General features: G+C 42.5%; 26 protein-coding genes. 13 read left to right on the plus strand and 13 right to left on the minus strand.

Annotated features, from left to right (window positions below; all coding sequences use genetic code 11):
• Positions 1-188: 188 nt before the first annotated feature.
• The gene (locus GVN16_RS16655; RefSeq protein ID WP_166565065.1) at positions 189-1,409 is read left to right on the plus strand and encodes a WG repeat-containing protein; all 1,221 of its coding nucleotides are present in this window, start codon (positions 189-191) and stop codon (positions 1,407-1,409) included.
• A gap of 443 nt (positions 1,410-1,852) precedes the next feature.
• Entirely contained in the window at positions 1,853-3,076 is a 1,224-nt protein-coding gene (locus tag GVN16_RS16660; RefSeq protein WP_166565066.1) for a WG repeat-containing protein, read from the plus strand.
• A gap of 45 nt (positions 3,077-3,121) precedes the next feature.
• On the opposite strand, the gene GVN16_RS16665 is transcribed toward GVN16_RS16660, so the two are convergent.
• A complete protein-coding gene (locus tag GVN16_RS16665; protein ID WP_166565067.1) occupies positions 3,122-4,015 on the minus strand; it encodes a 1-aminocyclopropane-1-carboxylate deaminase/D-cysteine desulfhydrase in 894 nt (297 codons plus the stop codon).
• 32 nt (positions 4,016-4,047) lie between these two features.
• Between GVN16_RS16665 and GVN16_RS16670 the strand changes: the two genes are divergently transcribed.
• The 3 genes from GVN16_RS16670 to GVN16_RS16680 are packed head-to-tail and all read left to right on the plus strand — an operon-like array spanning position 4,048 to position 6,028.
• Positions 4,048-5,082 carry an RluA family pseudouridine synthase gene (locus GVN16_RS16670; protein WP_166565068.1) on the plus strand — a complete coding sequence of 345 codons (1,035 nt, stop codon included), beginning with the start codon at positions 4,048-4,050 and terminating at the stop codon, positions 5,080-5,082.
• 4 nt (positions 5,083-5,086) lie between these two features.
• A complete protein-coding gene (locus GVN16_RS16675) occupies positions 5,087-5,536 on the plus strand; it encodes a GNAT family N-acetyltransferase (protein ID WP_166565069.1) in 450 nt (149 codons plus the stop codon).
• Between the two features lie 3 nt (positions 5,537-5,539).
• Positions 5,540-6,028 (plus strand): YdeI/OmpD-associated family protein, encoded by a 489-nt coding sequence (locus GVN16_RS16680; protein ID WP_166565070.1) that lies wholly within the window; start codon positions 5,540-5,542, stop codon positions 6,026-6,028.
• Positions 6,029-6,042: 14 nt separating this feature from the next.
• Here the strand turns inward: GVN16_RS16680 and GVN16_RS16685 are convergent, their stop codons facing one another.
• Positions 6,043-6,432, minus strand: a complete 390-nt coding sequence (locus GVN16_RS16685; RefSeq protein WP_166565071.1) for an RDD family protein — start codon at positions 6,430-6,432, stop codon at positions 6,043-6,045.
• Between the two features lie 244 nt (positions 6,433-6,676).
• On the opposite strand from GVN16_RS16685, the gene GVN16_RS16690 reads away from it, so the two are divergent.
• Positions 6,677-7,246, plus strand: a complete 570-nt coding sequence (locus tag GVN16_RS16690; protein ID WP_166565072.1) for an NADPH-dependent FMN reductase — start codon at positions 6,677-6,679, stop codon at positions 7,244-7,246.
• 4 nt (positions 7,247-7,250) lie between these two features.
• On the opposite strand, the gene GVN16_RS16695 is transcribed toward GVN16_RS16690, so the two are convergent.
• From GVN16_RS16695 to GVN16_RS16725, 7 genes are all read right to left on the minus strand, one after another.
• Positions 7,251-8,108, minus strand: coding sequence for a hypothetical protein (locus GVN16_RS16695; protein ID WP_166565073.1), 858 nt, complete (start codon positions 8,106-8,108; stop codon positions 7,251-7,253).
• Positions 8,109-8,181: 73 nt separating this feature from the next.
• The gene (locus GVN16_RS16700) at positions 8,182-8,877 is read right to left on the minus strand and encodes a DUF2306 domain-containing protein (RefSeq protein ID WP_229244216.1); all 696 of its coding nucleotides are present in this window, start codon (positions 8,875-8,877) and stop codon (positions 8,182-8,184) included.
• The gene (locus GVN16_RS16705) at positions 8,862-9,134 is read right to left on the minus strand and encodes a hypothetical protein (protein WP_166565074.1); all 273 of its coding nucleotides are present in this window, start codon (positions 9,132-9,134) and stop codon (positions 8,862-8,864) included. Before GVN16_RS16705 ends, GVN16_RS16700 begins: the two co-directional genes overlap by 16 nt.
• The gene (locus GVN16_RS16710) at positions 9,131-9,892 is read right to left on the minus strand and encodes a hypothetical protein (RefSeq protein WP_166565075.1); all 762 of its coding nucleotides are present in this window, start codon (positions 9,890-9,892) and stop codon (positions 9,131-9,133) included. The genes GVN16_RS16705 and GVN16_RS16710 overlap by 4 nt, the downstream gene beginning before the upstream one ends.
• On the minus strand, positions 9,889-10,626 hold the full coding sequence (locus tag GVN16_RS16715; RefSeq protein ID WP_166565076.1) for a hypothetical protein: 738 nt from the start codon (positions 10,624-10,626) through the stop codon (positions 9,889-9,891). Before GVN16_RS16715 ends, GVN16_RS16710 begins: the two co-directional genes overlap by 4 nt.
• Positions 10,623-11,207: a hypothetical protein gene (locus GVN16_RS16720; protein ID WP_166565077.1), complete on the minus strand. Its 585-nt coding sequence runs from the start codon at positions 11,205-11,207 to the stop codon at positions 10,623-10,625. The genes GVN16_RS16715 and GVN16_RS16720 overlap by 4 nt, the downstream gene beginning before the upstream one ends.
• Positions 11,208-11,353: 146 nt before the next feature.
• Positions 11,354-12,304 (minus strand): Fic family protein, encoded by a 951-nt coding sequence (locus tag GVN16_RS16725; protein ID WP_166565078.1) that lies wholly within the window; start codon positions 12,302-12,304, stop codon positions 11,354-11,356.
• A gap of 151 nt (positions 12,305-12,455) precedes the next feature.
• On the opposite strand from GVN16_RS16725, the gene GVN16_RS16730 reads away from it, so the two are divergent.
• The 7 genes from GVN16_RS16730 to GVN16_RS16760 all read left to right on the plus strand — a co-directional run bounded on the left by GVN16_RS16730 (position 12,456) and on the right by GVN16_RS16760 (position 17,605).
• The gene (locus GVN16_RS16730; protein WP_166565079.1) at positions 12,456-12,860 is read left to right on the plus strand and encodes an HYC_CC_PP family protein; all 405 of its coding nucleotides are present in this window, start codon (positions 12,456-12,458) and stop codon (positions 12,858-12,860) included.
• Between the two features lie 47 nt (positions 12,861-12,907).
• Positions 12,908-15,106, plus strand: coding sequence for a TonB-dependent receptor (locus tag GVN16_RS16735; protein ID WP_166565080.1), 2,199 nt, complete (start codon positions 12,908-12,910; stop codon positions 15,104-15,106).
• A 1-nt stretch (position 15,107) separates the two neighbouring features.
• Positions 15,108-15,668 carry an AraC family transcriptional regulator gene (locus GVN16_RS16740; protein ID WP_166565081.1) on the plus strand — a complete coding sequence of 187 codons (561 nt, stop codon included), beginning with the start codon at positions 15,108-15,110 and terminating at the stop codon, positions 15,666-15,668.
• A gap of 19 nt (positions 15,669-15,687) precedes the next feature.
• Positions 15,688-16,041, plus strand: a complete 354-nt coding sequence (locus GVN16_RS16745) for a heavy-metal-associated domain-containing protein (protein ID WP_166565082.1) — start codon at positions 15,688-15,690, stop codon at positions 16,039-16,041.
• 93 nt (positions 16,042-16,134) lie between these two features.
• A complete protein-coding gene (locus GVN16_RS16750; protein WP_166565083.1) occupies positions 16,135-16,554 on the plus strand; it encodes an OsmC family protein in 420 nt (139 codons plus the stop codon).
• A gap of 37 nt (positions 16,555-16,591) precedes the next feature.
• Complete coding sequence (locus tag GVN16_RS16755) at positions 16,592-16,768, plus strand: hypothetical protein (protein WP_166565084.1); 177 nt, start codon at positions 16,592-16,594, stop codon at positions 16,766-16,768.
• Between the two features lie 42 nt (positions 16,769-16,810).
• Complete coding sequence (locus GVN16_RS16760) at positions 16,811-17,605, plus strand: thymidylate synthase (protein WP_166565085.1); 795 nt, start codon at positions 16,811-16,813, stop codon at positions 17,603-17,605.
• Between the two features lie 11 nt (positions 17,606-17,616).
• On the opposite strand, the gene GVN16_RS16765 is transcribed toward GVN16_RS16760, so the two are convergent.
• Genes GVN16_RS16765 through GVN16_RS16780 form a run of 4 tightly spaced genes read right to left on the minus strand, consistent with a single transcriptional unit; the run spans position 17,617 to position 19,566 of the window.
• Positions 17,617-18,051 (minus strand): DUF2141 domain-containing protein, encoded by a 435-nt coding sequence (locus GVN16_RS16765; RefSeq protein WP_166565086.1) that lies wholly within the window; start codon positions 18,049-18,051, stop codon positions 17,617-17,619.
• On the minus strand, positions 18,002-18,481 hold the full coding sequence (gene folK, locus GVN16_RS16770; protein WP_166565087.1) for a 2-amino-4-hydroxy-6-hydroxymethyldihydropteridine diphosphokinase: 480 nt from the start codon (positions 18,479-18,481) through the stop codon (positions 18,002-18,004). The genes GVN16_RS16765 and folK overlap by 50 nt, the downstream gene beginning before the upstream one ends.
• A gap of 1 nt (position 18,482) precedes the next feature.
• Positions 18,483-19,241, minus strand: coding sequence for a geranylgeranylglyceryl/heptaprenylglyceryl phosphate synthase (locus GVN16_RS16775; protein WP_166565088.1), 759 nt, complete (start codon positions 19,239-19,241; stop codon positions 18,483-18,485).
• Positions 19,231-19,566: a hypothetical protein gene (locus tag GVN16_RS16780; RefSeq protein WP_166565089.1), complete on the minus strand. Its 336-nt coding sequence runs from the start codon at positions 19,564-19,566 to the stop codon at positions 19,231-19,233. Before GVN16_RS16780 ends, GVN16_RS16775 begins: the two co-directional genes overlap by 11 nt.
• Between the last annotated feature and the right edge of the window lie 82 nt (positions 19,567-19,648).

Below are 19,648 nucleotides of genomic sequence, written 5' to 3' on the forward strand. Positions count from 1 at the left end.
GTCTTCTGCTTTTTAAGGCTCCTGTTTTTAAATTTATTTTTTTTGATTAAGCGGTAGCAAATTTTCCGGAAAAATGATTGAATGGTAGCATTCCGGTTTTTATCTGAAAATAAGAGCCCCGTCCGGTTTTTTGACGGGTTTCTGGCACATGTTTTGGTAAGTATATGGTAATACAAAAGTATTATAACATGAAAAATTTACAATACAGTCTTCAGATCGCTACCAGAACTCTTTTGATCATTTCCCTGATGATTTCAGGTTTATCGTCAACGGCTCAGAATAAGACTACGTTCAATGCGGGTTTTAAATATTCAGACGGGTTCTCTAAAATACTGATCAACGGCAAGTACGGCTACATCAACAAGGATGCGAATCTTTCGATCCCATGTATTTTTGATTATGCCAATGACTTTGAAGAAAGCCTCGCTATTGTAAGAACAGGACAGAAATATGCTATAATCGGAGTGAACGGCCTGCCAGTGACGGATTTTAAATATGACTTTATTGAAAACTACTCCAACGGCCTGGCACTTGTGAAAGCGGGCAACAAATACGGTTTTATTGACACAAAAGGAAAAGAAGTAGTGGAACTGAAGTATGACTTTGCCATGAGTTTTTCTGAAAACCTGGCTCATGTTTCGGTAAATGGTAAAGTTGGTTTCATCGATAAAACCGGGGCCCTTAAAATTCAGCCTGAATTTGAATATGCTTCTCCATTCTCTGAAGGCTTTGCGGTGGTGATGAAAGACCAGAAATACGGTTACATCAATAACAAAGGCAAACTGGTGATCGACTACCAATATGAAATGGCTTCTGCTTTTAATGAGCACATGGCTACTGTTAAAGTAAAGGGTAAAACAGGTGTTATTACGTTTCAGAACAAAATAGTAGTAGAGCCTAAATATGAGAACGTAACCCGCTTTACCAACGGAACGGCTGTTTTCCGCAATGAAGGAAAATACGGCATCCTTAATACGAAAGGCCAGGAGATTGTTACAGGACTTCAATATGCCGAAGAGTCTTCTGAAGGTTTGTTTGCATTCAAGAAATTCAATTTATGGGGTTTTATGAATAACAAGGCAGAAGTGATCGTTGAGCCTATTTTCGGATCTGTAAGAGGTTTTTCAGATGGCATGGCCGTGGTAAGTGTTGACAGCAGGTTCGGATATATTGATAACAAAGGCAAACTGGTGGTTCCGATCATTTATGACAAAGCCTCGGACTATTCTGATGGTTTCGGAGCTGTAAAGTATGGTGATTCGTTCAGGTTCCTGGATAAGTCTTCTAAAGAAAGAATCGAATTGGTGCTGGACAACAGTTCTTCAAGACCCAATCATCTGGTTGTGAAAATTAACAGTGTGCAACACCTGTATGAAAACGGTACTTTAGTGGCCGACGCAGCTAACTGATCAGTGCGACCCTCTGCATAATTAAAAGATAATAAACGGTGTCTGACTCACTTTTTTCCTGACAAAAAAGCGTCATAATTTTTAAAATTCTACATTTCTGACCGGCATCTGAATCTGTCGGTAGCAATAAAATCCATAGAAGATTTAATATTTTTAATAAATTATTATTATTTATTTGGATTTTACTAAGAAAAATGGCCGTTATCAATAAGTGTGCCATTTTTCTTATTCCTCTGCTGCGTTTAATGTGTATAGTTTTGAATAAAAAAAGATCCGGATTCCTTTAAAAGTAAAAAATGATTAGACGGGTACATTTTTTTGAATAGTTATATTCCTCGCCTTGTAAGTCTTAAAAGCCCCTCTTTTATTAAAATTCTTTCCCTGAAATAATTTTTGTGGTATCAATTTTGGAATGATACTCTTAACGATAAACAAGATACCTGATGAAGAGCGTAATAAGTTTCATAAACAAAGGCCTGACCCTGTTACTGATGGGATTGATGGTGAGCATGACGGTATTCGGGCAACAAATCACTTCACTGACTTCAGCTGCAAAATTTTCTGATGGCTTATCAAAAATCTCGGTGGGAAGTAAGTTTGGTTTTATAGATGTGAATGGCATCCAGATGGTACCGTGTGCATTTGATTATTCAAACGATTTTTATAAAGGCTATGCCATTGTGAGAATCGGCGGCAAGTATACCATCATCAATAACAAAGGCGTGCCGGTATCAGATTTTAAGTATGATTACATCGAGAATTTCTCAGAAGGCATGGCCTTGGTCAGAAAAGATAATAAGTACGGGTTTATAAACACAAAAGGTGAAGAAGCTATTCCTGCTAAATTTGATTTTGCCATGAGCTTTTCTGAAGGCATGGCCAGTGTGACGGTGGATGGTAAAGCTGGTTTTATCAGCAAAACCGGGTCATTTAAAATAGAACCTCAATATGAGTTCGCAATTCCTTTTTCTGAAGGCCTTTCGGCTGTGATGAAAGACAAGAAATTCGGGTATATTGACAAAAAAGGGACTGTGGTCATTGACTTTAAATATGAAATGGCCTCGGCATTTACAGGAAGTCTTGCTTCTGTTAAGGAAAACGGCAAAACCGGAATCATTAACACTCAGAACAAACTGGTGGTGGATTTCAAATATGACAACATCACGGCTTTTGACAACCAGGTGGCTGTATTTACCGCCGGAAATACTTTTGGCTTGATTAACGCACAGGGAAAGGAAATCAAATCAGAGGTAGAGTACATTGAAGAAGCTTCAGAAGGCCTTTACGCTTTTAAAAGCAACAAAATGTGGGGTTATATGAATGCCAAAGGCGAGGTCGTTGTGGCTCCCAGGTTTGAAAAAGCAGGTGGTTTTTCCGAAGGCATGGCTGTGGTGGGTCTGAATAAGAAATTCGGATATATCAATACCAGGGGAGAGGTGGTGATTGCGATAGCATATGACAAGGCGTCGGATTTCTCCAGCGGCCTTGCGGTGGTTAAAACCGCCAACGAGTTTAAATACCTGGATAAAGCAGCTAACGAGAGATTTGACTTTTTGATAGAGAAAAAGTCTGCTCAGCCGGTCAATAATGGTAATAATCAGAACGGTAAGAATACACTGGAAGTCAATGTACTGGCCAGCAGTTCCAACGATGTTCCTGATAAATGATTTTAGGGTATCAATTCAAAATTAAGTAATAAGCAGATAACCCGTTCAGCTATTGGACGGGCTATTTTTTTGTAAGCCCCCGGTGTGGACGATCACAATGCCGGACCCTTCGGGAAAGAAGCCCTGGTTTATGAGGTCATAGACCGCAAAAAAGAGTTTACCGGTGTATACATATTCCAAGGGGATATTGTGGTTGTGTTGAATGCTTTCGATAAAGGCCGACAGTTCCGGTTTTGTCTTGCCATATCCACCGAAATGGTACCCGGTTTTGAGTATCAGGCGTTCTCCGGGGTCATATCCCAGAAGCTGCGTTACTTCCTGCCTGATAAACTCTCCGCCTTTTAAGACAGGAATTCCCAGTACTTTTCCTTTATATTTCGTATTGCTGAGAATACCCGCCAGCGTCCCGCCTGTACCTGCCGCACAGCAGATAAAATCAGCTTGTGTTTTTTCAAGAATTTCATCGGCCATTTCGGCCACTCCCGCAAGGGCAAGGCGGTTACTGCCACCTTCGGGGATGAGGTAATCCGAGCTTGAAGTTTTTTTAACCAGTTCTTCTTTATGGCGATAGGCTTCACGGCTTACAAAGCGGAGAGTCATCCCTTTTTCAGAAGCAAACCTTAATGTGGGGCTGGAATCCGGGTTCAGTTCATCGCCCCGGATAAATGCGGTGGTTTTAAAATTAAAATAATGCCCTGCGGCTGCCACCGCAAAAATATGGTTGGAATAAGCCCCCCCGAAAGTTACCAGGTGATCCGAATCACTGCGACGGGCTTCCATAAGGTTATATTTCAGTTTTCTGAATTTATTGCCGGAAACCTCCGGATGGGTAAGATCGTCCCGTTTTATCCATACTTCCACCTTCTTTTTTTCGAATGATGAGTCATAAACCGGGATTAATGGTGTGGGTATCAGTATTATTTTTTCGAATTCGATCATATTTAACGAACTTTGTATCATAATTATAAAATATGGATCAAAATAACGAATTTTTAGAAGAAGACGAGGACGAATTGTACGAACATTTTCGCATCACTGCAGATCCCGGACAATCCCTCATGCGTTTGGATAAGTATTTATCCCATCATCTGAAGCATGCCTCAAGAACCAGGATCCAGAATGCCATTGATACAGAGTCTGTTAAAGTTAATAATGCTACAGTAAAGTCAAGCTATAAGGTCAAGCCTCATGATGTCATCACGATTTCGATGGCTCAGCCGCCAAGAGAACCTACGGAGATATTGCCGGAGAACATTCCTCTGAATATTGTTTATGAAGACGACGAAGTGCTGATCATCAACAAGGCTCCGGAGATGGTGGTCCACCCGGGACATGGTAACTGGACAGGTACGCTGGTAAATGCCCTGGTGTTTCACTTTGCCAACCTTCCGACTTCGCAAAACGGTGTTATCCGTCCGGGCCTGGTACACAGGATTGACAAAGGGACGTCCGGGCTGCTGGTGATTGCCAAAACAGAATATGCCATGCAATACCTGGCCAAGCAATTTGCAGACCATACCACGGAAAGAACTTACAACGCCCTGGTGTGGGGTGAGCTGAAAGAACCGAAAGGTACCATCAATGCCAATATAGGCAGGGGCTTCAAGGACCGCAGGTTGTCTGACGTTTTTCCTGACGGAGACCATGGCCGTGTGGCAATTACCCATTACGAAGTGATCAAACCGATGAGGTACGTTTCGCTGATCAAATGTAACCTGGAAACAGGCCGTACACACCAGATCAGGGCCCACATGAAGCATCTGGGTCATCCTTTGTTTAATGATGCCACCTATGGCGGGGACAGGGTACTGAGAGGCGACCTGTTTTCAAAATACAAACAATTTGTGGACAATTGCTTTGAAATGCTGCCGAGACAGGCTCTTCATGCCAAATCACTGGGCTTTAAACACCCTAAAACCAAGGAATGGATGCAGTTTGACAGCGAACTTCCGGCCGATTTTCAGGGAGTGATAGACAAGTGGGAACATTATCTTCAACATAAATAAGAACATGTCAATTTTGATCAGAGAGGGCAGGAGTGAGGACGTTCCTGCGATCATGGAGCTGGTGAGGGAGCTTGCTCTTTATGAAAAAGCCCCGGAAGAAGTCAGCAATACAGAAGAAAGGATGCTGAAGGAAGGATTTGGTGACAACCCGGCATTCGGGTCTTTTCTGGCTGAAGAAGACGGGAAAGTAGTGGGCATGTCGCTCTACTACTATCGCTATTCAACCTGGAAAGGCAGAAGACTTTACCTGGAAGACATCATCGTTAATGAATCAAAACGCGGATCAGGCATCGGTAAACTGCTTTTTGACAAAACCATTGAAAAAGCAAAGGAAGAAGATTGCTCCGGAATGATGTGGCAGGTGCTTGACTGGAATACACCGGCCATAGAATTTTATAAGAAATACAATGCGAGGTTTGATGAAGGCTGGGTAAACTGTCATCTTGATTTTTGAAAAATGTCATCAGAGCATAACAAAATAAGGTTCGAAGCCGTCATAGAGCAGCATTCAGGAATGGATGCTGCTTTTGTTGTTTTTCCTTATGATGTATATGAGTTATATGGTGTCAAAGGCCAGGTAAAAGTGAAAGTAGTTTTTGACGGTCATGTGCCTTACCGGGGCAGTTTGGCCAAAATGAAGAAGGATTGTCATGTTCTGGGGCTGACCAAAGCCGTAAGGCAGCAATTGGGTAAGACATTTGATGATACTGTTCATGTTGAGCTGGAGCAAGACCTGGAGGAAAGAAAAGTTGATATTCCGGACGAAGTGAGCAACCTGCTGAATCTCCATCCGGAAGCCCGGAAATTCTTTGAAGGCCTTTCTTATACCGACAGGAAGGAGTATATGGTCTGGATCACTTCCGCCAAAAGGGAGGAGACCCGGAAGGCAAGGCTGGAAGCCATCATTCCTAAATTACTGGCGGGGAAGAAGGTGACGGACAAGTAATTTAAATCATGTGTTTAATTCTTTCGGACAACAACAGAATTAGCGACGAAATCATGAATAGCTTGTTTTTTTTCATTGGAATGAATCGTCAGAAATGACAACCAGCCTAATAGCAACTTAACCACATATCTGAAAAAAGCCTTCAGGAAATTTAGTTTTGATGATCCGTCAGAAATATCTTTTACCCTGATTTTAAATAAAAATGCCCCAAAGGTAAAGCCCAGCAGAGAGGTGCACAACGGATCATAAAGCATTACCACAATAAACAGGAATATTTTGTAATTACTATTCAGGTTTTCAGGTAAAATGAGACTGATCAGGTAATAAAGCATAAAAATGAAATAAAGGTCAACGATGTATGCCCCAAATCGTCTCCATAACTGAGGTAAATCTTCCGTGTTCATGTTTACTGAATGTTTGTAATGTTTTGGGTCTTTAACCGCACTGTGTAACTTGCCGGCATTTATTGCCGCAATATACGTGGATTTTGCAAGTTGTTATGATGCATGTACGAAAATATTTCAACCGGGACGGTTCAATTCTTGCTAACACAAAAGAGCGTTTATTGATATCCCTGTAATTTTTGAACTCCTTTAAACGGTATTCAGTATGTTTATCGTTATTTAAACATAAACACTTAAAATAGCCATGTACAAATTAAAAATCATTTCTTCGAGTGTAAGACCCGGTCGTAAAGGCCCTGTGATTGCCCGCTGGATTACTGAAGTTGCTAAAAAATATGAGCAGTTTGAAGTTGAACTTCTTGACCTCGGAGAAATCAATCTGCCGATGATGAATGAGCCCAATCACCCGTCTAAAAAAGATTATCAGCATGAACACACCAAAAAATGGAGTGCGTTGATAGATGAAGCCGATGCTTTTGTCTTTGTGACGGCAGAGTACGATTTTAATTATCCCGCTCCGTTAAGAAACGCCCTGGAATATCTTTTCAAAGAATGGGCTTACAAAGCTGCAGGTATTGTAAGCTACGGAGGGGTTTCGGCGGGAACAAGGGCTGCCAACAGCCTGAAAGCGGATCTTTCCACGTTCAGTATAGTGCCGCTTTACCAAATGGTTAATATTCCTTTCTTTACGAACTTCATCAATGAAAACGGAGAATTGAACCCTAATGAAATTACGGTTAAGTCCGCTGATGCCATGCTCAAAGAGCTTTTAAGATGGACCAAAGGCCTTAAAATTATTAAGGAGGATAAATAAGGTATTATTGAACGGCCACTGCGGGTTCGTCGTGCCACCATTCTTTCATGTCCCAGAAGTTCTGCCAGCCCAGGTGTCTGTATTTAGGGTTGATCTCCACCTCTCTTTCACCATAGCTGAAGTCCGTCAGGATGCTGTTGGCAAACACGAAAAGGTCTTTCGCAAATACAAATTGTTTCTGGCTTTTTGAGGTGTAACTTGTCCAGGTACCATCTGCCTTAAAGCCCGCACCTTTGGTTTTGGTTTCAGGAGTATAAAACCACAGGAAAGTCTCCGTTTTGTCCTTTTTGGCAAAATCAATGGCTATTCTGCCTTTGAAAGAGCCTGAGCCGTATTGGGCAGAGTCTTCGTTGAGTTCTATTTTACCGATAAATTCATACAGGTTATCATTCATCAGGGCCCCTTCTTCGTAGTATCTTTCTGCGATATTCGGGTCTTTGAATTTATAGATGGTGTCAATCGTGATCGTGCCGGTATAGCTGTTGATATTTTCCTTGAACTTCGTTTTGCCGGTCAGATGATAAACATTAGGCTGAAGGCTGTCTTTCTCCACCTGACTCCAGTAAACCTCAATCCTGTAATTACTTTTTCCAAAGAAGCCGTCATGCCGGTTAAAGTACTGGTCAAGCTGGTCTTTGTTAAATATCGTCGGTGTCAGGTCAAATTCGGTTAAAAATTTATCTGCTTCATCTTTTTTCAGCAATTGGTAAGTAATGCTCTTTAATGTATCCGTTTTGCCTCTTAAAGTATCCACGCTTTCCTTATGGGTGAGTAAAACCGGTTTTGGTTTTTGATTGTCTTTCGTAAACCTTGAGCAGGCAAAGGCGGATAGTAAAACAAACACGTAAATCAGGTTTTTCATGGGTGTTTAATATTAAACGGGTTTTATGGCAAATAAGCGTTGAGTAATTACAAAGTGTATATAACAGGCTGAATTACAAGGCTTTTTTATTTTTCAACGAATGTACTAAAAATTTCGAAAAACCAAAAGTGATCAGTATTTCACAGAGAATGAGGTTGCCGGTCCATGATACCCAGACCACAGTCAGGTAGGTTTCGAAGGGTTTGGTCTGAAAAAAGTATTTCATGAGGTAACTTTCCGTTCTCAGGCTCATCGCAGCAAGGGTGATGGCATAGCTTCTGAGCATCCAGATGACGTGGCTTTCGATTTTACGTTTCCTGATTTCCAGAAATGCTTTGAGCGTCACCAGGAACCATAGGGTGGACTGCATAAAAAAGCCGGCTTTGGCAGGCAGGCCGCCGTTGGCATACAGGCTCAGGCCTAACCCGGAAGGAGCTGCCACCAAAAGAATAAGAAAAATATAGATTTTGCCCAGAAAACGATGTAATCCCGGCTTTGAAACAACTACTTTTGGTAAAAACTGGCTTATTCCCGCCAGGAGAACCACCAGGCTGCTGCAAATGTGGGTATAGAAAAAGAGGTTGAAATCCCATTGGTGCAAGACCGGATCAGACTTCGTACCAAGGAAATTAACAGCAAATTCAAAACTGAGATAGGGAATGGTCTGGCTGATCATCACCAGCCCGAAAGCAATAACCAGAACGGCAAGAGTATAAGTAAAATAATGGAATATACTTTGGCCGCTGTCCGCCTTTACCATCTTTCCCATGGGAATTTTTTTCGGAGTTTTTTTCTTTTTACCCCTGTGGAAGGCTGAAACTCAGTATCCGGGTTCGCTTCTCCTTTGTCTTTATCCCAAAGATAATGAATTCTCGGAGGATAAAGTCCCCGGCCCATAAAAACACCGCTGACCTGGTCTTCATGAAAGTGTTCCTGTTTTACCCTGCAGGTTTTCATAGGGCACCTCGGAGCCCAGCAGGAAGTGACACAAAACAGGATAAGAAGCAACAAAATGATATTTTTCATATAGGTAAAGCGAGTTTAATTCCGGCGGTCGGGCTGAAAAAGAAACCCTTGCTGTCAGGTTCTCTTGTTTTTCGGTTGGACATAAAGCCGGAGTGAAGTATAACTTTCTTTTCTTCAGAAGGATCGGGGTTCAGAGAAGTACTTTTGTACATCCCGGCACCCACTCCTGCATAAACATCCACGAAAAGAAAACGGTTGATGATAATGACTTTGCCGAATTTGATATGAAGAGCCTGTTCTTTTTCTTTGGTTTCCACTTTGTCAAACTGTGCATAGTCTGGCAGGGAAGTACCGCCTGAGGCTGTTGCTACATTTCTGGTCCTGTTCATGTCTTTATGGACAAATTCAAGGGCATAATACCTTCCGAAAGGCTTTTTATCCATCGAGTAAAAAGGGTACCAGTCTGAAAAATATCCCCTGATTTCACCTCTGTAAATGGTGGTGGTGTTTTCTGCCTGGTTTTGTCTGATGTATTTATTCAGATTCCATGATCCTTTGCCTTTTCCATAATCAAAAGCAAAACTGAGTTTTCCGAATGGCGGGGCAATTTCCGCACCATATTGCAGCACATTGTCTTGCCCGAAAACGGCCGTGGGGGTGATTTTCAGAACCAAAAAAGGAACATGTGAAAAACTGGCCGGTTTTCTGGCTGCCGATACATTTCTATTTTCGGTGGCTTCTTCCACAACGGCTTGCTGGGCAAAAGCGACATGGCCCAAAAGAACAAAAATGACGATATGTTTTAATGATTTAGTCATGGGGTTTCATTAATAACGCTTAATAATTTCAATTCTGTATTAGCAGATATCTCATATTGAGCCATTCCTGTGCTACTTTTCAGCAACAGTCTTTTCTGCGACGGAAAAACCCGGAGCTCTTCAGCCTTAGCATCAGGGTATTCATGTTTTAAGGCGACACCCGAGCTGGAAAGCGAAAAAACTTTGACCGTGCCGTTTTTCTCAGCCAGGAAGACATTGTTATGGTAAGTTGCCAGGTCCACGGGAACGCTGATCTGAAGTGTGGACAGGAGTTTTATGTCATTCAGGTCTTTCAGGGAATAAACAGAAATGGCTGGTTGGGCTGTGCTGCCACAATCCGTATTTCCGGTGGCTAACACCATAAGGTTGCCGACCTTGACAAGCAAATCGCAGATAGAAGTTTCCGGGATTTTACTTTCAACGGCTTTCTTGTTTACAGCGTCAATGGCGACAATGCGTTTTTTGGTCTGAAGCAGCAGCGTATCGGAGTTTCCTGCCGCTCTTTCTATTTCGAGGCTGTCAAAACCATAATCTTTCAGGATCAGAGACGAAGGGTTGGAGGCATCCAGTATCCTGAGCTCGTTCTTTTCAAGCAGCAGGTAATTACCGTCCTCAGATTCAGTAAAATGGTTATAATTGGTATTGCTCCCCTTAATTCTGAGCGAATTAACGTCTTCAGACCTGGAGCACCCCCAGGCCATACAAGCAGCGAAAAATAGTATCAGCAATCTCATCTGTAGCAATTTAAGTTAGTAGTTGAAGATCTGATTTCCCACTCGATGACATACCCGACAGAGTCAGGGCATTCAAAATAGATGTTCCGGACACGGGGATAATTAGGGTAATTGAACACATTCGAAACCCTTCTGAAAAGCTTAAAAGCATTTGGGTCCTGGCTGATCTGGCTGATGCTTACGTTGTTGTCCAGCACCTCGTCAATCCCCTGCACGTTGAACGATATGAGATCGCCCCCGTTGTCACAAACCAATGTTTTGTCTTTGATGAAAAACTCACGCATAGCCGGTACCTGGAGAAACAGGAGAGGTTTGGGAGCCGCAGGTATTCTGTTGTCATACACGTGAATTCCTTTGAGGTATTCCCCGATGTATAAATAGCGGTTATCTGTGAAAAGACTTCCGATTTCTCCGACAGGCTGAGGAGGTTTTACCAATATATTTTGCAGCTCATTGTCAGTAATGACTGTTTTAATAAAATAGCCTTCGTTTTTTGAAAGTGAGTCAGAAGACCTGAAATCTTCAAATTTCTGACATCCCAGACACATGATCAGGAGTGTTGCTGCTGCAGCTTTTATCATAGTTAGTTTAATTGCATTCGAGATCAAAAACGTCGTTAAGTGCCGAAAAAGTATTCCTGATGCAGGTTTTACCCGATAAATTATTAGTTATTATAGCAACAGTCCTCATAAATCGGATGAAAAGAAGTAAATGACACGCGGGACATTTACTTCTTGTTCTTCTTTCGGGCATAACTTATTACCGCTTCTTTAGTCGTAAGCCATTTTTTACCTTCTTTATGGGCGTCGATTTTCCCGCTTCTGGCCAGTAAACTGACATACTCCTGTCCGTAAGGAACATCAGGCTCCATGACGATATTTGAAATGTCGGTATAGTCATAACTGCTGCCGGGCATAGCCCCGATATAAATGTTCAGGGTTCTTTCCAGGGCCTGGGTCATCAGCAGGGCCAGTTTGTAATATTTACCATTATTGGCCTGGTTAAGGGCTTCGTAGTATTTCTTACGGTCTGTCTTCAGGATAATCGCAGGCGGAAACCCTTTACGCATCAATAGCAAATTCATTGCCAATCTTACCGTTCTGCCGTTTCCGTCAAAAAAAGGATGTATCCACACAAACTTGTGATGGAAAATGGTAGCGAGTTCAATGTCATTCAGATGGTCGGGGTTGCGATTGACATAGTCGATCAGTTCATCAAGCAGCCCTGAAACTTTCTGAGCATTGGGCGGCACAAAATTGGCCCCGTTGATTCTCACCCCTCCGTTTCTTATTCTCCCTGCAAAATCATCTTCTATGCTTCTCAGCACCAGTCCGTGAAGGTTGAGGATATCGATTCCTCTCAGTTCATAATTCCTGTCAATCAGGGTGTAGAGGTAATCGATGGCTTTGTCGTGGTTATGAGCCTCAAAATGTTCTCTTAACGACTTGCCTTTGATTGTAACACCTTCTTCCAGGATCATCTGGGTTTCTCTGAGACTGAGGCTGTTCCCTTCTATGCTGTTTGAGTTGTAAGTCCACTCCAGCGAAAGATTCTCCCTGATCTTTTGAAGGGCGATGGAGGGTAAAGGTCTTCCGCTTTCCAGTAAAGTTTTTTTCTGGAATAACCGCTCATAGCCCGGGCGGAGTTCTTCTGTATCACTTAAATCTATCTTCCACATCCCACAAAGATACAATATCGGATATGGTATAAAAAGCTTTCATCCGATTTTTTATATTCCCCGAAAAAAGTACCAGAAAAATAGAATTTCCTGCTAATGTTATTTGTTTTTAATTTAGTATTTTTGCATTATGAAATTAAAGTTAAGTAAAATGCTTATTGTACTCATGGCCATCAATGTGCTGGTAAGCACACATGGCTTTGCTTTGTATGAGCATTTATGTAAGTTCACGTTTCAGAAAAGTTTCTCTCTCAGCCCGTCTGATTGTGAGAAAGACGCCCCGAAACCGCCTAGGCAACACAGCGATAAAACGTGTTTCGACCAGGATTCCTGCTGCGAGGTATCCATATCCTATCATAAAGTCAATGTAGCCACAGACGGTTTTCTGAAAATGGGAAACCTGCTTTCGGCATTTATCCTTCCGGCACCACAGATTTTTAATTTTCCTTCCGGTCTTTTACTGGTTTCAGATGATCTTGTCCGCGACTACGCCGATAGTTCACCGCCTGCTCAAAACCAGACCTTGTATATTCTATTCGGTGTATTCAGGATTTGATTTAATTAAAGTGCTAGTAGTTAGTGTTTTAATTAAATAAATCTATCATGAAGAATATAAAAATATTAGTATTTATACTGTTGGCCAGTGCAGACCTGATGGCACAAAATGTTCAGGGAACCGTCAGAGATAAATCATCGGCCGGATTGCCGGGCGTAATGGTTCATTGGAAAGGTGAAACCGCCGGAACTGTTTTTTCTGACGAAAAAGGACAGTTTTCTATCGCAAAAAAGACTGATAATCAATTTCTTGTTTTCAAAATGCTGGGTTACAGCCCGGATACTGTCCTGGTTTCAGGTGACGGACCCCTGACGATTATTCTCAAAGAAGAAACTTCCGACCTGAACGAAGTAGTGGTAAAAACCCGGGCTTCCTCTATTGATGCCCTTTCTCCTTTACATACTGAAATCATCAATGCCAAAACACTGGCCAAAGCCGCCTGCTGCAATCTGTCCGAAAGCTTTGAGACCAATGCTTCCGTAAGCGTCAATTATGCTGATGCCGTAACCGGGTCAAAACAAATTCAGTTACTTGGTCTTTCGGGCTTATATGTCCAGTCCAATATAGAAAACATCCCATCGATTCGCGGCCTGGCATCTACTTTCGGCCTGAATTTCGTTCCGGGCACCTGGATACAGTCCATTGACCTCGTTAAGGGTACGGGATCGGTGGTCAATGGTTTTGAGTCGATGATCGGGGCCATGAATGTGGAACTGCAGAAACCGGATAATTCTGAGAAATTGTATCTGAACATATATGCCAATCATCTTGGAAGAGGGGAGGTGAACCTTAATCTTTCGAGAAAACTGACTCCTAAGTGGTCAGTAGGTTTGCTGACTCACGGTTCGGCTTTAAAGACAAACATTGACAATAACGGGGATGGGTTCCTTGATTTACCTAAATATGACCAGGTCAATATTTTGAATCGCTGGAAGTATTCCGGCGAAAGGTTTATGGCCCAGTTTGGCGTCAAAATGCTGCGTGACACCAGGATGGGCGGCCAGAAAGGTTTTGAAAGCCGTGGATCCACTCCCGGTTTGTATGGATTTACCAACAAGACCAACCGGGTGGAGTTTTTCTCCAAAACTGCAAAGTTGTTTCCAGAAAAACCTTACAGGGGGCTCGGTCTGATCCTGAACGGCACCTGGCATGATTCTGAATCTTATTTCGGGTTTAAGCCTTACCTGGCTACCCAGAAGAGCTTCTATTCCAACCTGATTTACCAGGATATTTTCGGTACTACGATGCATACTTATAAGACGGGGCTGAGCTTTCAGGCTGACAATTATGACGAAAAATACGGGGCGATTTTGTTGAAAAGAAACGAGCTGATTCCGGGAGCCTTCTTTGAATACACCTACAATTACCTTGATAAAACGGTTTTGGTAGCCGGTATCCGCTCAGATTATCATTCTATCTTCGGCAACCAGATTTCTCCAAGAATTCACTTCAAGCAGGAAGTCGGTAAAAATGATACCTGGAGGGTTTCTTTCGGTAAAGGATTCCGGGTGCCAAATCCGCTGGCTGAATATTTTGGTAACCTGGTCAGCAGCAGACAGGTGGTATTTGTGGACCCGATTGCTCCCGAGGTGTCATGGAGCCTGGGTACGAGCTGGATCAAAAACATGGGAAAATATACCATTTCCGGAGAGCTGTATCATACCAGGTTTGAGAAACAGCAAATCGCCGACATGGAACATCCCGGTTATATTTATTTCTATGGGCTGGACGGTAAATCAAGAACCACCAGTGCCCTGATCGAACTGAACTACGGACCTTCCAATAACTGGGAGTTTAAAGCCGCCTACCGTTTTATTGACAGCAAACAAACTTTGGGGAAACCCAACGGAGAAAATGTACTCGTAGAAAAAATGTTTTTAAACAGGGACCGCGTGTTGCTGAATGCCGCCTACGCCCTGCCTTACGATAAATGGAAATTTGATTTAACATTACAATGGAACGGAAAGCGGAGAATTCCGAATGCTTCACCGACTTATGACCATATGTCTTATCAGAACATGCCTTATGAGACCGCACCGGCGTTTGCTAATCTGAACGGGCAGATTACCCGTACTTTTGTCAACTGGGACATTTACCTTGGGGGAGAGAACCTGACCAATTTCAAGCAGAAAAACCCGATTTTCGATCCGGGTAATCCTTTTGGAGGGAATTTTGATGCCGGTATGGCGTGGGGGCCGGTGGTAGGGATAACGGTTTATTCAGGTGTCAGATATAAAATCAGATAAAATGGAGCTATACATTAAAAATATGGTTTGTGACCGCTGCATTCTGGCGGTGAAATCAGTGATCAGTGAAGCCGGATTACAAGCAGAGGGCATTGAGCTGGGTAAAGCTGTGGTAAACAACCAGCTTAATGATGAGCAACTGCAGGAGTTGACAGGAAAGCTGAAAGATCTTGGATTCGAACTCATCACAGACAAAAAAACGGGCCTGGTAGAACAAATCAAAGGCCTGGTGATCGACTACATTTCAGGAGAACTGACCGATAAGCCGAAAGAAAACCTGTCGGATTATTTGTCGAAAGCCTTATGGACAGATTATAAGACCCTGAGTGCTGTTTTTTCTGCCACAGAATCTCACACCATTGGCCAGTATTACGGACAGGTCAAGATCGAAAAAGTAAAAGAACTGATCGATTATGATGAAATGAGTCTGAGCCAGATATCGGATACTTTTAATTACAGCAGTCCGTCGCATCTGACCAAGCAATTCAAAAAAGTAACGGGAATTACACCAAAGGAATATAAAAACAACAAATCAAAGCGGGTGGCTTTGGACAAATTTTAAACAATCAAATAACAAACTCATGAAAAAGATCGCAGTTTTATTCGTTATGTTTGGTCTGATCAGCTTCGGATCAAATGCTCAGAAAGCTTCAGTGGCCGACCAGGTTGAAATCAAGACTTCGGCTGTATGCGGCATGTGCAAAAAACGCATTGAAAGAGATTTAGGATTAACAAAAGGCATAGAGTCAGCCAATCTCAACCTGGATGATAAAGTGGTTACCGTAAAATTTAACCCGAAGAAGACCAATGCAGCTAAAATCAAGCAGCAGATCTCCAAAATCGGGTATGATGCTGACGAAGTAGTAGCCAACCAGAAATCACACGATGCGTTGCCGGATTGCTGTCAGAAGACAGCCAAGGCACATGTTGACTAAGAAATTTGAATTTTAAGTTTAACAACTATGTTTTAAAGATACCTGTGATTTTACGGGTATCTTTTTTATATTTGAACCCAATTAGAAATAAACATGAAGGTAGAACTTAACAGAGTTGATCAGGATTTTCATTTTGAAGCAAGAGGCAATTCAACTGTAGCGGTCAATATCGACGCCGCTGAAAATATAGGAGGACATAACGCAGGTGCTAGACCGATGGAGCTGCTGCTCATGGGTTTGGGTGGATGTACCTCTATTGATGTGATCCTGATCCTTAAAAAACAAAAACAGGTTCTTGAAGATATTAAACTGGTGGTGGAAGGGGACCGGGAGAAAATTCCGGGAACAGAAATGTCCCCCTTCACCAAAATCAATGTCCATTTTATCCTGAAAGGACAACTGGATCCTAAAAAAGTAGAAAAGGCCATTGCCTTGTCTATGGAGAAATATTGCTCTGCAACGGCCCAGTTGAGGACTTCGACAGAAATTACACATTCATTTGAGATTCTCTGATTTTTATTAACCTATGATATATTTAATTTAAGAAATCATGAAAAAAACAATTTCAATCTTTGCCCTGGTCTTCGGAATCATGTTTTCATCTTTTGCTTTTGACGAGCCCGTCAACAAGGAAAGACGTAAAAAGAAAAAGGAGAACACCGAAAAAGAAGGTAAAAAAGAAAAAAAGAAATATGTTAAGGCCTGCGGCGTTGCAGGAAAACACTGAGACTAAAGAGTTTCGGTTTATTCACTTTGCTATTATATCTGGATGAAACAATATCACGATCTGCTCAGACATATTCTTGAAAACGGAACTGAAAAAACAGACCGTACCGGCACAGGTACCATCAGTGTTTTCGGGTACCAGATGAGATTCAATCTCGAAGAAGGTTTTCCGTTGGTGACCACCAAAAAAGTCCATTTGAAATCAATTATTCATGAATTGCTCTGGTTTATCAAAGGAGAAACCAACATCGGCTATCTAAAAGAACATGGCGTAAAGATCTGGGATGAGTGGGCAGATGAAAACGGCGATCTCGGGCCTGTCTATGGTAAGCAGTGGCGTTCGTGGGTGAGCAGCACCGGCAAAGAGATTGACCAGCTCAAAGAAGCCCTTAAGCAACTTAAATCATCTCCGGATTCGAGAAGAATCATTGTTTCTGCCTGGAATGTAGGTGAATTATCCGAAATGGCCCTGATGCCCTGTCATGCATTTTTTCAGTTTTATGTGGCTGATGGTAAATTGTCCTGCCAGCTTTATCAGCGTAGTGCGGATGTGTTCCTAGGCGTGCCTTTCAATATTGCTTCATATGCCCTCTTTACCCTCATGATTGCCCAGGAGTGCGGTCTTAAACCGGGTGAATTTATCTGGACCGGCGGTGATACCCACATCTATTCCAATCACCTTGAACAGGTCAATATCCAGTTGTCAAGAGAACCGAGGGATTTGCCGAAAATGAAACTTAATCCTGAAGTGAAATCTGTTTTTGATTTTAAATTTGAAGACTTTGAGCTTCGGGATTATCACCCGCACCCGGCCATCAAGGCCCCGGTAGCTGTTTAAAAAAACTGCTTTTATTTTACGGTAATGCTCACTGTCTTGTTTTTGACGACATTGATCAGCATTTCGCTCAGTGCCGGAGCTCTGAACTTCGGCCTGACGTTGTTACTTACGCCCCAGGCTTCCGTCGGATAGCCTAAAACTGCCGTATCCATCTTCTGGTTGTTGTTTTCATCGTGAAAAACTTCGATAGCGTAGTATTCCTCTTTTAGTGAAGCTGCTTCAAACTTCACTTCATTGTTCAGGATGGGTTTGACGAGAGACTCTACCACTTTTCCTTCTTTATTGGTGATCCTGATAAAAGCATTGCCTTTTTCGTTTTTAAAACCTTTGATGTGCAAAACGGGTGGCTGACCGGCGATAAGCAGGTGAGAAAGGAAGAACAGGGAGAAAACCAGCTTATATTTTACGGATTTCAGCCTGGTCGGTACATTGCAAGGATAATTCATAAATGTTTTTCTTAAGAACCGGATGTATGAAATCCGGGGAAATTTCTGTTAACGGAGCCAAAACAAAATTTCTGCTGCTGATCCAGGGGTGGGGCAGGGTAAGCTCAGGGGTGGAGAAATAGTAATCTTCGTAAAAAAGAAAATCTATATCGATGGTCCGCGGGCCCCATTTGATGATGCGTTCCCTTCCCAACGCTGTTTCAATCGACAGAATTTGTTTTAACAACGCCAGCGGATAAAGATTTGTTTGAATTTTAATGACCTGGTTGTAATAATTCGGCTGATCGTCAACACCCCAGGCGGCAGTTTCATAAAGACCGGAACATTGAAGAATCTCTCCAACCTGCTGACCGATCATCTCTGTTGCAGCATCAAGGTATTTTTTGCGGTCACCCAGATTTGAGCCTAAGCCTAAATAAGCTATTTTCATCTCAAACCAGTGAGTAATTGTAGTTTTTGACGATTTGGGAAAGCTCTGCAAGGAAAGAGGGGTCTTTTTCAAGGGCATTGCCTATGACGATCACATCGGCACCGGCCGACAGAGCCTCCGAAGCTTTCTGGGTAGAATTGATACCGCCGCCTACAATCAGCGGAGCTGCTATGTTTTTCCTGACTTCTTTGATGATTTCCTTGCTGACAGGTTGCTGTGCCCCGCTTCCGGCATCCAGGTAGGTAAGTTGCATACCCAGCATTTCTCCGGCCATGGCCGTACAGGCGGCCACATCCGGTTTGTCATTGGGCACCGGCGTAGTATTGCTGATATAGGATACCGTAGTTTGCCTGCCGCCATCTACCAGAATGTAAGCAGTCGGAAGAATTTCAAGTCCGCTTCTTTTCAAGGCAGGAGCAGCCACGACATGCTGACCGATCAGGAACTCGGCATTGCGTCCCGAAATAAGGGATAAAAGCAGGATTCCGTCAGCTTGCTTATAAATATGAAGGCCATTGCCGGGAAAAATGACCTTAGGTACAAAAGTCTTGGCACTTAACTCCGACAAAACCATTTCCATGTTGTCGGAAGAAATGAGGCTTCCACCCACAAAAATGAAATCAACCTCCATCTGGTTGATCAGGGTGATAAAATGAGCGAGTTTACTTTCGTTGAGTTTATCAGGATCTAATAGCACGGCCAGGCTTTTTTTGCCCAGTTGTTGATTCGTTTTAAGTATGTTGAGAATGTTATGGCTCATTTCTGTTAGTTTGCTGTTCGATGAAATCCAGAAGTTTGTCTTTTATTAGGGTAAGTAACAGGGTAGTGGCCATTCCTTTGATCGCTGCTCCGACAAACGAAGATTCCTCTTTTTTGGGCTCAGCCAACAGAGCGTCCTCATCATCTTCTTTGTCATTCGAAGAGAAAATCCGGCTTAAAGCATATCCACCCAACACAATACCTCCGATAATAAGGGCATTTTTGCCAATACTTTTATAACCGCCTATTTGCCTTTCAATAGAGTCAGATGCAGACTGGATGGTATTTTGTAAAGCAGCTTTACGATCTTTGTTTATCTCTGACATAGTTGATTTGATTTATATTTTACAAAAATAAGGCTAATGATTTATTTTCTTAGTGTTTTCACAGAATTTCTATGCTTCTAAA

Origin of the sequence: Emticicia sp. CRIBPO (assembly GCF_009905725.1) — a bacterium.
Taxonomy (GTDB): Bacteria; Bacteroidota; Bacteroidia; order Cytophagales; family Spirosomataceae; genus Leadbetterella.